The sequence below is a fragment of the Segeticoccus rhizosphaerae genome (genome assembly GCF_009192725.1).
GTDB lineage: Bacteria > Actinomycetota > Actinomycetes > Actinomycetales > Dermatophilaceae > Segeticoccus > Segeticoccus rhizosphaerae.
Map to the genome: position 1 here is coordinate 1 of NZ_VOHR01000128.1, position 10040 is coordinate 10040.

Annotated in this window: 11 protein-coding genes; 4 read left to right on the top strand and 7 right to left on the bottom strand. The window is 70.2% G+C overall.

The genetic code is table 11. The features are described from left to right. Window positions 1-253: 253 nt before the first annotated feature. A complete protein-coding gene (locus tag FRW57_RS11595; protein WP_152186048.1) occupies window positions 254-1138 on the bottom strand; it encodes a ketopantoate reductase family protein in 885 nt (294 codons plus the stop codon). Window positions 1139-1244: 106 nt separating this feature from the next. Here FRW57_RS11595 and FRW57_RS11600 point away from each other — a divergent pair, with 106 nt between their 5' ends. Continuing rightward, window positions 1245-1682 (top strand): VOC family protein, encoded by a 438-nt coding sequence (locus FRW57_RS11600; RefSeq protein WP_152186049.1) that lies wholly within the window; start codon window positions 1245-1247, stop codon window positions 1680-1682. Window positions 1683-1740: 58 nt separating this feature from the next. Here FRW57_RS11600 and FRW57_RS11605 read toward each other — a convergent pair whose 3' ends face one another. Next, window positions 1741-1947: a helix-turn-helix domain-containing protein gene (locus FRW57_RS11605; RefSeq protein ID WP_137119625.1), complete on the bottom strand. Its 207-nt coding sequence runs from the start codon at window positions 1945-1947 to the stop codon at window positions 1741-1743. Between the two features lie 96 nt (window positions 1948-2043). Here FRW57_RS11605 and FRW57_RS11610 point away from each other — a divergent pair, with 96 nt between their 5' ends. Then, a complete protein-coding gene (locus tag FRW57_RS11610) occupies window positions 2044-2448 on the top strand; it encodes an NUDIX domain-containing protein (RefSeq protein ID WP_152186050.1) in 405 nt (134 codons plus the stop codon). A 39-nt stretch (window positions 2449-2487) separates the two neighbouring features. Here the strand turns inward: FRW57_RS11610 and dnaB are convergent, their stop codons facing one another. Both dnaB and FRW57_RS11620 read right to left on the bottom strand, forming a co-directional pair. Further along, on the bottom strand, window positions 2488-3864 hold the full coding sequence (gene dnaB, locus FRW57_RS11615; protein ID WP_373681271.1) for a replicative DNA helicase: 1377 nt from the start codon (window positions 3862-3864) through the stop codon (window positions 2488-2490). A 474-nt stretch (window positions 3865-4338) separates the two neighbouring features. Then, a complete protein-coding gene (locus FRW57_RS11620) occupies window positions 4339-5718 on the bottom strand; it encodes an SAM-dependent methyltransferase (protein ID WP_152186051.1) in 1380 nt (459 codons plus the stop codon). 309 nt (window positions 5719-6027) lie between these two features. Between FRW57_RS11620 and FRW57_RS11625 the strand changes: the two genes are divergently transcribed. Then, window positions 6028-7353 carry an MATE family efflux transporter gene (locus FRW57_RS11625; protein ID WP_238999398.1) on the top strand — a complete coding sequence of 442 codons (1326 nt, stop codon included), beginning with the start codon at window positions 6028-6030 and terminating at the stop codon, window positions 7351-7353. Between the two features lie 36 nt (window positions 7354-7389). Here FRW57_RS11625 and FRW57_RS11630 read toward each other — a convergent pair whose 3' ends face one another. The 3 genes from FRW57_RS11630 to FRW57_RS11640 all read right to left on the bottom strand — a co-directional run bounded on the left by FRW57_RS11630 (window position 7390) and on the right by FRW57_RS11640 (window position 9029). Then, window positions 7390-8304: a carbamate kinase gene (locus tag FRW57_RS11630; RefSeq protein ID WP_137119621.1), complete on the bottom strand. Its 915-nt coding sequence runs from the start codon at window positions 8302-8304 to the stop codon at window positions 7390-7392. Between the two features lie 139 nt (window positions 8305-8443). Then, entirely contained in the window at window positions 8444-8848 is a 405-nt protein-coding gene (locus FRW57_RS11635; protein ID WP_152186052.1) for a hypothetical protein, read from the bottom strand. After that, on the bottom strand, window positions 8835-9029 hold the full coding sequence (locus tag FRW57_RS11640) for a helix-turn-helix transcriptional regulator (protein WP_137119620.1): 195 nt from the start codon (window positions 9027-9029) through the stop codon (window positions 8835-8837). The genes FRW57_RS11635 and FRW57_RS11640 overlap by 14 nt, the downstream gene beginning before the upstream one ends. A 115-nt stretch (window positions 9030-9144) precedes the next feature. On the opposite strand from FRW57_RS11640, the gene FRW57_RS11645 reads away from it, so the two are divergent. Further along, window positions 9145-10014, top strand: a complete 870-nt coding sequence (locus FRW57_RS11645; protein WP_152186053.1) for a M23 family metallopeptidase — start codon at window positions 9145-9147, stop codon at window positions 10012-10014. Window positions 10015-10040 lie beyond the last annotated feature (26 nt).

Consider the following 10040-nt stretch of genomic DNA (forward strand, 5'->3'; position numbering starts at 1 on the left):
GTCGACGCCCGCGACCACGGCGGCCACCTGGTCGTCCAGGGTCGCGCTCGTCGAGCCGTCGTCGGCCCCGGGGAGCGACACCGCGACGGGGTGGTGCCCCCGGCGTTCGAGCTCGGCGGCCACGTCGGCCCAGATCGACTCGCGTAGCCACAGTCCGGCGATCAGGATGATGTCCATGCCGCCGAGAGTATGACGCGTCCCGGACACTCCACTTCCTCATCGATCGTCGCGCTCGAGCCAGAGTGTTGCAGCGTCACCCTCCGTCGAGGGCGGCGACGAGAGATCGCACGGTCGGCGCCGGTATGCCGTGGGCGTCGGCCGCGCGCAGCACCGCACCACCGATCGCGTCGAGCTCGAGCGGTCGACCGCTTTCGAGGTCACGCAGCATCGAGGACTTGCCGTCGGCCCGGAACGCGTCCACGAGAGCGAGGATCGCGTCGGCGTCGGACGGCCCACCGGACGCGCCGCTCACGACTGCGATCTGCCGTGCGGTGGCGACCAGCTCGTCGTGGTGAGCGGTGCGCACCTCGCCCACGGTCGCCCGGTAGCGGGTGGTGAGCAGCGCGGTCGTGGCGAGGAAGGACAGCTTGGACCAGAGGATCGTGGTCTCGTCGGCGTCCGTGACCACCTCGAATCCCGCGGCGGACAGGTCGTCGGCAACGGGACGGATCCGGCCCGCAGGTGTCGTGTCGCTGGCCAGTGAGACGCGCGCGAAGGGGCTGTCCTGCTCGATGGTCCCCGGCGACACCCGCGTCGACTCGACGTGGATGACGCCGGCCACGACGCTCCCCGGGTCGTACGCCCGGCGGAGCATCGCGACGTGGTCGATCCCGTTGAGCAACGGGATCACGAGGGCGTTCCCGACGGCCGGGCGCGGCAGGCGGGTCAGGGCCTCGCGCAGCGAGGTGGCCTTGGTCGCGACGAAGCAGGCGTCCACGGAGCGGTCCAGCACCGTGGCCGCGTCGACAGCAGCCGTGAAGTCACCGAAGATCCCGCTTCGGACGCGGATCCCGTCCTCCCTCAGATGCTCCACGGTCTCCTCGCGGGCGAGGCAGACCACCTCGTGGCCGTGTCGGGCCAGGACCGCCGCGAGCAGTCCACCGACACCTCCGGGACCCAGCACGGCATACGACGTCATGGGCCCACCATGCTCCGACCACGCGCTGCCGGCAAGGTCGTCGGACGGCGCCGCGTGGCGCTTGGCGCCCGGAGGGCCGGGCGGCTCGGCGCACTACGATGCCGTCATGACGACCGACCCTGCCACGTTGCCCCCGTTCCACCTGGCGATCCCGGTGCATGACATCGAGGCCGCCCGCCACTTCTACGGCGAGGTGCTGGGCTTCGCTCAAGGTCGGTCGGACGAGCGGTGGACCGACTGGAACATGGCGGGACACCAGGTGGTCACCCACCAGGTCGACGGGCACCGGGCTCCCGTCGCCGGCACCAACCCGGTCGACGGGCATGACGTGCCCGTGCCGCACTTCGGGCTGGTGCTCGACGTCGCACGGTTCCGTGACCTGGCCGATCGGCTGACCGAGCAGGGCACCGACTTCGTCATTGCTCCCTATGTGAGGTTCGAGGGCACGCCGGGCGAGCAGTGGACCATGTTCTTCCTCGACCCGTCGGGAAACGCCATGGAGTTCAAGGCCTTCCAGGATCCCGCCCAGCTCTTCGCTGTCTGAGGCGGCGCCGTTTCCGGCGGCGCGTCGGTGACCAGCGCCCGAACGCCATCGATGCCGTTCAGGACGGCATGGTCAACGCATCGCCGAGCACGGTCCGAGAGTGCAGCACGGTGTTGCCCTCGCGGATGCTGTCAACCAGCCCACACTCACGCAGCACCGCGAGGTGACGCCGCAGCCCCGGCCAGTGTGGCGCGAGCGCAGCCTCCCAGAACTCCTGCGCGGCCTCGGCGATCCGGTCGATGGCGACGGCCGGCCGCGCGAGCATGTCCTCGAGGGCAGGATCCTTGATGGCCCGCTGATCGGCGCGGACGTAGTCCCAGAGGCTGCCGTAGCAGCGGGCGTCCCGGCCTAGGCTGCTGCCATGGTCGCTCGCACCCCTATCGCCGTGGCTGCCTTGGTGCGCGACGGCTACGTGCTTCTGGCCCATCGCCATCCATCACGGCAGTGGTACCCCGACTGCTGGGACCTCGTCGGCGGGCATGTCGAGCCGGGCGAGCAGCCTGTCGAAGCCGTCGTCCGGGAATGTCTCGAAGAGCTCGGCGTCGATGTCCACGATCCCCAGCCCTTCCCGATGCCCTTCAGTGATCCCACGCTCGACCTGCACGCGTTCCTCGTCACGCGCTGGCATGGCGAGCCACACAACGTCGCACCCGAGGAGCACGACGACCTCCGATGGTTCCAGCCGTGCGAGCTCGCCGACCTCACGATGGCCGACGCGGGCGCCCTGCCCGGCATCTTCGGCGCGATCGAGGCCGCAACCGGGTAGTGACGCCGCTCCGGTGGCTCCACGGGTGAGCGTCCCTGCTCAGAAGCTGCTGGCCATGTTGGTGAAGCGCGAGTAGTGCCCCTGGAAGGCCACCACGATCGTGTCGGTGGGGCCATTACGGTGCTTGGCGACGATCAGGTCGGCCTCCCCCTCCCGCGGAGACTCCTTCTCATACAACGAATCTCGGTGAATCAGGATAACCATGTCGGCATCTTGCTCGATGCTGCCAGATTCGCGAAGGTCGCTCATTTGGGGCTTCTTGTCGGTGCGCTGCTCACTGCCACGGTTGAGCTGCGAGATCGCGATGACCGGCACTTCGAGCTCCTTGGCGAGAAGCTTGAGCGCACGGGAGAACTCGGAGACCTCCTGCTGGCGGGACTCGACCCGCTTGCCCGAGCTCATCAGCTGCAGGTAGTCGATGATCACCAGCTTGAGGTTGTTGCGCTGCTTGAGCCGTCGGCACTTGGCCCGGATCTCCATCAGCGACATGTTGGGCGAGTCGTCGATGAACAGCGGTGCGTCCGACACCTCACCCATGGTGCGGGCCAGCCGAGTCCAGTCCTCGTCGCGCATCGTGCCCTTGCGCATGTGCTGCAGCTGGATCTGCGCCTCGGCAGACAGCAGCCGCATGGTGATCTCGGTCCGGCTCATCTCCAGGCTGAAGACGACGGTCGCCATCTTGTGCTTGATGGCGGCCGACCGGGCCACATCCAGTCCCAGAGTCGACTTGCCGACGGCCGGTCTCGCCGCGACAACGATCATCTGACCGGGGTGCAGGCCGTTGGTCAGGGCGTCGAGGTCGGTGAACCCGGTGGGCACCCCGATCATCTCCCCCGCCGAGCCGGACGCGTGCTCGATCTCGTCGACGGTCGCCTCGATGACGTCGCCGAGGATCGCGTAGTCCTCGCCACCGCGCTTGTCCGCGACGGCGTAGACCTCCGCCTGCGCCGCGTTGACGATGTCCTCCACGTCACCGCCGCCGGTGCCGTAACCCATCTGCACGATCCGGGTGCCGGCGTCGACCAACCGCCGCAGCACGGCACGCTCGGCCACGATCTGTGCGTAGTAGCCGGCGTTGGCCGCGGTCGGCACTGACGAGATCAGCTGGTGCAGGTAGGCCTGCCCACCGACCCGCGACAGGTCGCCCCGCTTGGTCAGCTCGTCCGCGACGGTGATCGCGTCGGCAGGCTCACCCCGCCCGTAGAGGTCGAGGATCGCGTCGAAGATCAGCTCGTGCGCGGGCCGGTAGAAGTCGACGCCCTTGAGCACCTCGATGCAGTCGGCGATCGCGTCCTTGGACAGCAGCATCCCGCCGACCACGCTCTGCTCCGCGTGCACGTCCTGCGGCGGCACCATGCCCTGGTCACGGTCGGACGGTCCGTCGTAGGTCTGTGACTCCAGCTCCGCGATCGACACACGCACCCCTTTCACCGAGGACCCAGCGGCTCACAGCGCAACCCGCACGCCACGACCGAGACCGCGAACAACCGTTCGAGGACAGCACAGCACCCCGCACCGACAGTCACCGTCGAGGTATGTCGACACGGCCGTTTCGCAGGCGAGTCACCCACGCTAGGACCCCGGTGCCTTCCGGGCCAACGCGCGTCGGCGTGTCGTCCTCGGGGCCCTGTGGACAGGCGTGTGGACAAGGTGTGCACCACGCCGTGGATGGTTGTGCACGGCCTGTGGACAACACGGTGGACAAGGGTCAGGGCGGTCCGCTCGCACACGGTGTGGCGTGCGTCGACGTCATCCACCGCCTGTGGACAACAGAAAGTTGCCGGTGGCCCGGCGCGTCTCGGGCCGCCGTCGGCTGACCGGAAGCCAAGCCAGAAGCCAGGACAGGCGGACGCCCGAAGTGGCCGAACCGGGCCGGCCGGTACGCGCGGGTTAGGAGGTGGCGATCCCCGCCACGGGCTCCTCGTCGGGCCCCGCGTCCCCGCGAGTCGAGGCCCCCGGTGCCAGCCCGGACCCCACCCGGTCCGCAAGCATGAAGTGCCGGCTGCGCGGCATACCACTGCGTCCCCTGGCAAGCGGCTTCACGGCCAGCACCTGGTTGATCCCGATCCGGTTGTCCTCGAACGCCAGGGCCGACCCGGCCATGTAGAGGCGCCACACCCGCGCCCGGCCGGCGCTGGTGAGCTTGACCGCGCGGTCCCAGTCGCCCTCGAGGTTCTTGACCCACTCGCGCAGGGTCAGGGCGTAGTGCTCGCGCAACGACTCCACGTCGCGCACCTCGAAGCCGGCCTCCTGGATCGCGGCGACCATCACGCCGATCGGCTCGAGCTCGCCGTCGGGGAAGACGTAGCGCTCGATGAAGGACGTCTTGGATGCGGTCTCGGTTCGCGGCCCGGGCCGGCGGGCGATCGCGTGGTTGAGCAGCCGCCCGCCCGGTCGCAGCAGCGCATAGAGGTCCTTGGTGTAGGTCGGCAGCATGGCAAGGCCCACGTGCTCGGCCATGCCGATGCTGGCGATCGCATCGTAGGGTCCGTCCTCGACGTCGCGGTAGTCCTGCACCCGGATCTCGACCTTGTCCTGCAGTCCCTCCTGCCGCACCCGCTCCCGGGCGAAGGCGGCCTGCTCGTGGGAGAGGGTGACGCCGACGGCCTGCACGCCATACTTCTTGGCAGCGTTGATCACGAACGTGCCCCAGCCGCAGCCCACGTCGAGCACCCGCATGCCCTCCTCGAGGCCGAGCTTGCGGGCGACGAGGTCACACTTGCCGATCTGGGCGTCGGCGAGGTCGTAGTCAACGCTCGGTCCCTCGGGCCAGTAGCCGCAGGAGTAGACCATCGAGGATCCGAGCACGATGGAGTAGAACTCGTTGCCGACGTCGTAGTGGTGGGCGATGGCCTCGGCGTCGCGCTTCTTGGAGTGCAGGCCGCCGTGCAGCCGTGACTCCTCGGCCGGCGGCTTCGGCGGCGGCCCGACCACGCCGAGGCGCACCGCCGCCCGCACGATCTGCCGCTTGACGTCGCCGTCGACGACGATGCTCGGGCCCTCCTCGGACCCGGCGAACTTGTCGAGCGCCTGGAGTGTCTCCAGCAGGTCACCCTCGACCTCGATGTCCCCCGCCACGTAGGCACGGGCGAACCCGAGCTCGTTGGGAGCCCACATCAGCCGCCGCAGTGCCTTGCGCCGCTTGAACACCACCTGTGCCGGGGCGTCCGGAGGGCCGAACTCACTGCCGTCCCAGCAGGTCACGTGGATCGTGTCGTGGCTGCCGAGCGTGGAACCCACCAACGGCTTGATGACCTCAGCGACGGTCATGCATGCATCACCTCTCCGGACTCGCGCGAGTGAACTCGTGTTCACCTCAAGGCTACGCCCGACCCGGACCCCCTCGCAGGTCGGTTCTCTCGCGGCGGAAACCACCGTCGGCGGTGGGACGTCGGGCCGGCTCCGGCCGTCGCCTACCCTGCACGGGTGAGCGACCGCGCCAGTCCCCCGGGCCACAGCGGCGACGACGAGGGGCGAGAATGGAGCGGCGCGACCCCGCCGCCGAGGAGCCGCGACCAAGGAGACAGCGGCGACGACGAGCGGCGACGAGGAGCGCAACCACAGTCCCAGCACCGCGAGATCCTGCGCCTCGCGGTCCCGGCGTTCCTCGCCCTCGTCGCCGAACCGATGTTCCTGCTGGCCGACTCGGCGATCATCGGCCACCTCGGCACCACCCAGCTGGCGGGCCTCGGGGTGGCGTCGGCTGCCCTCGTCACGGCGGCCAACATCTTCGTCTTCCTGGCCTACGGCACCACCTCGATCGTGGCTCGCCAGATCGGCGCCGGCTCCGAGCGGACCGCCGTCACCGCAGGCATCGCGGGGGTGTGGCTGGCGGTGGGTCTCGGCCTCGTCACGGCGGTGGTGGTCGCGCTCACCGCCACCCCGATCGCCCACCTCTTCGGCGCCAGTCCCGAGGCGCTGGAGCACGCGGTGAGCTACCTGCGGGTGTCCGCGATCGGCATACCGGGCATGCTCGTGGTCCTCGCGGTGACCGGGGTGCTGCGCGGGATGCAGGACACCCGGACGCCGTTGGTCGCGTCGGTGGTGGGGTTCGGTTCCAATATCGCGCTCAACGTGCTGTTCGTCTACGGGCTGGGCTTGGGCATCGCCGGTTCCGCGCTCGGCACGGTCATCGCCCAAACCGGTATGGCGACCGGCCTGGTCATCGTCGTCACGAGCCACGCACGCGCGATCGACGCTTCCCTGCACCCGCACCCGGGCCGGGTGCTGCACGCGGCACGGGAGGGTGTGCCACTACTCGTGCGGACCCTCGCGCTGCGGGCCGTGATCGTGGTGACCACCTGGGTGGCGGCCGGGCTCGGCGACGTGCCGCTCGCGGCCCATACCGTCGCGATGACGGTGTGGAGCTTCCTCACCTTCGCCCTGGACGCGCTCGCCATCGCCGGGCAGGCGCTCACCGGCAAGGCACTGGGCGCCGGTGACGTGGCGGGGGCCCGATCGGCGACGCGGACCATGGTCTGGTGGGGAGTGTGGGGCGGCCTCGCCCTGGGCCTGCTCGTGCTGGCCGGGCACACCGTCGTGCCAGACCTCTTCACCACCGACCGGGCTGTGCAGTCGGCTCTGTCTGCGGCGCTGGTCGTGGTCGCCCTGTCGCAACCGATCTCCGGCGTGGTCTTCGTCCTCGACGGCGTCCTCATCGGGGCCGGAGACGGCCGGTGGCTCGCGGTGGCGCAGGTGGTCATGCTCGTGCTCTACCTGCCTCTGGTCCTGTGGGTGCACGCGTCGACCGGCTCCCTGCTCGCCGGCGCCGATCAGGTTGCGGCCGAAGCGCACGCGCTGGTCGTCTTGTGGTGGGTCTTCGTGGGCTTCATGGTGATTCGCGGGCTCCTGCTGGGTTGGCGAGCCCGGGGTGACAGCTGGCTCGTGACCGGCGCGACCCGCTGAGCGGCTTGATCGGCACGCCGTTCGACCAGCACGCCGTCATTCGGGAGTGACGGTGGTGCCGGCATGTCCGGCGGCCATCGCCACGGCGTCCTCGAGCCGGCCGATCGCCGCCGTCATCCCGGTGTGCTCGACGAATCGGCAGACAGCATCGACCTTTGGCCCCATCGACCCGGCCGGAAACCCTTCTGCCCGAAGCTGTTCGGCGGTGGCGTGCGCGATCGGCGCCTGCTCGTCGGTGCCGAAGCCGTGCATGACCGCAGGCACGTCGGTGAGCACCAGCAACTGGTCGGCGTGCAGCGACTCCGCCAGCAGGGCCGCGGTCAGGTCCTTGTCGACGACGGCCTCGACACCGCGCAGCCAGCCGTCCTCGCCACGCACCACCGGCACCCCGCCGCCGCCCGCGCAGATCACCAGCGTGCCGGCGTCCATCAGCTGTCGCACCAGCTCGGACTCGATCACCGCCAGCGGTCGCGGCGACGCCACCACCCGGCGCCACTTCTCGCCGTCGGGCCGGACCTGCCACCCGAGGCGGTCCGCCAGCTGCTTGGCCTCAAGCTCGTCATACACCTCCCCCACGAACTTGGTGGGATCGTCGAACGCGGGGTCGTCCCTGCGGACCAGGGTCTGGTTGATGATGCTCGCGATCGGCCGGCCCGGCAACGCGTTCTCCAACGACTGCAACAACCAGTAGCCGATCAGCCCCTGGGTGAGCGCGCCGAGCGCATCGAACGGGTAGGGCGCGGTGAGCCGATGGTCGGCCGCGCTCTCCATCGCCAGCACCCCGACCTGCGGTCCGTTGCCGTGGGTGATGACCAGGTCGTGGTCGCGGGCCAAGGGCACCAGGGCGTTGACTGCGCGCACGATGTTGTCCAGCTGGGCATCGGCGTCGGGGACCTGTCCCCGGCGCAGCAGCGCGTTGCCCCCGAGCGCCACCACGATCCGCTTGCCCACCGCGCCAGTATGCCGAGTCGCGGCTCCCACGGTCCTGGCATCGCAGGTCACGGGTCGGACAAGGTCGGTCGCCGGTGCACCATCCCGGCGCCCACCGTCGCAGCTCGTCGGGAAGCAGACTGGGCTGGATGAGGGCAGGTCAGGAGCGGCGCAGGTAGAAGGCGAGGGCGGCAGCGTAGGACACCCCGCCGAACGCCGCGAGGCCGCCGAACACCCAGACCCCGCTGTCCCACTGGAGGAACAGCGAGATGAAGAAGCCGGCGAGCACGGCCAGCAGCATGAGGTTGCCCATCGCCACGGTCGCCCGGGCGTTGATCGCCTGCTGTCGCTCGTCGACGCCCTCGCCGGCGAGGATGGTCTCCTCCTCGGTGCGGCCGCGTCGCCAGGTCAGCCACCCGGCATACGTGAGCATGATGGCCAGTCCGAAGACGCCGAACCACACCTGGCCGGTGACGACCCCCACGGCCAGGTAGGCGAGCCCGCCCACCAGGCACACCGCCATCACGCCTCGGTAGCCGCGACGACGCTGTTCACTGTTGGTCATCGAAGATCTCCTCCACCGTCAGGTCGAACTGCCGCGCGATGCGCAGAGCGAGCTTGAGCGACGGGTCGTAGCGCCCGGTCTCGATCGCGATGACGGTCTGGCGCGACACGTCCAGGTGCTCGCCCAGGGCCGCCTGGGACAGACCGAGGCTCTGCCTCAGCTCCCGCACCCGGTTCTGCATGTGTGAAGGGTGCTTGACACAGACGACAGATGTCAAGCACCCTTGACTGTGTCAAGCGCACTTGACACTGTGCACCTCGGGCTGCCCCGCCCGATCCCGTCTCGAGGGAGGTCCCATGAACATCCTGGCCACCGCCTGCGCCCGACTGCGACTGCCGCTGTTGCTGGCCGGCGCCGTGCTCACCCTCTCGCCCCGCCTCGGCCACGTCCTCACGCTCGGCTGGCACCCGCCGTTCTGGCTGGGCGTCGGCACCGTGCTCGTGGGGTTCGCGCTGTATGCGCGGCTGGTTCCGCGCCGCGGCAGGGCACACCCCGTGCTGCCTCCCGTCCGGGGGCACTGGCTCGCGCTGCACAGCCCGGCCGACCATGTCCCCAGCCACGGGGTCGTCGCCTACGGGCAGAGTCACGCGGTCGACCTCGTGCACGTGCCCACCTCCGGCGCCGACGCAGGGCGCTCGCCCGGCGAACGGCGTTGGCGATCCTGGCACCCGAGGCCGGAGACGTTCAGCGGGTTCGGCGAGCCGGTGGTCGCAGTCGCCGACGGTGAGGTGGTCGCCGTCTCCGACTGGCAACCCGACGCCCGGGCCTGGTTCGGCCCGGGCGGGCTGGCGGTGTTCATGCTGCTCGGCGCGATCCGCGAGCTCGGAGGCTCCCGCTTCGTCCTGGGCAACCGCGTCGTCATCCGCATCGCCCCGGACACCTATGCGGTCGTCGCGCACCTGCGTCGGCACAGTGCGCGGGTGCGCACAGGTGACCGCGTCCTGGCCGGCCAGCGAATAGCGGAGGTGGGCAACACCGGCAACTCGACCGAACCGCACGTGCATGTCCAGCTGCAGGACCATCCGTGGCCGTGGTTCGCGGCCGGTTTGCCGATGACCTTCATCCGCCCCGACGGGACGACCGGGATGCCGGCTGCCCGGGAGCCCCTGCCGCAGGCGGAGCCGGCCGGCCCTCCGCCGACCCGCCCAGTCGCGACGGCACGTTGAACGGCGTCACCACCTGCAACGGGGCC

What these genes read in the sequence shown, in the direction of transcription:
- FRW57_RS11595 (WP_152186048.1), bottom strand. Translation starts at nt 1,138, where the DNA reads ATGACGTCGTATGCCGTGCTGGGTCCCGGAGGTGTCGGTGGACTGCTC.
- FRW57_RS11600 (WP_152186049.1), top strand. Translation starts at nt 1,245, where the DNA reads ATGACGACCGACCCTGCCACGTTGCCCCCGTTCCACCTGGCGATCCCG.
- FRW57_RS11605 (WP_137119625.1), bottom strand. Translation starts at nt 1,947, where the DNA reads ATGCTCGCGCGGCCGGCCGTCGCCATCGACCGGATCGCCGAGGCCGCG.
- FRW57_RS11610 (WP_152186050.1), top strand. Translation starts at nt 2,044, where the DNA reads ATGGTCGCTCGCACCCCTATCGCCGTGGCTGCCTTGGTGCGCGACGGC.
- FRW57_RS11620 (WP_152186051.1), bottom strand. Translation starts at nt 5,718, where the DNA reads ATGACCGTCGCTGAGGTCATCAAGCCGTTGGTGGGTTCCACGCTCGGC.
- FRW57_RS11635 (WP_152186052.1), bottom strand. Translation starts at nt 8,848, where the DNA reads ATGACCAACAGTGAACAGCGTCGTCGCGGCTACCGAGGCGTGATGGCG.
- FRW57_RS11640 (WP_137119620.1), bottom strand. Translation starts at nt 9,029, where the DNA reads ATGCAGAACCGGGTGCGGGAGCTGAGGCAGAGCCTCGGTCTGTCCCAG.
- FRW57_RS11645 (WP_152186053.1), top strand. Translation starts at nt 9,145, where the DNA reads ATGAACATCCTGGCCACCGCCTGCGCCCGACTGCGACTGCCGCTGTTG.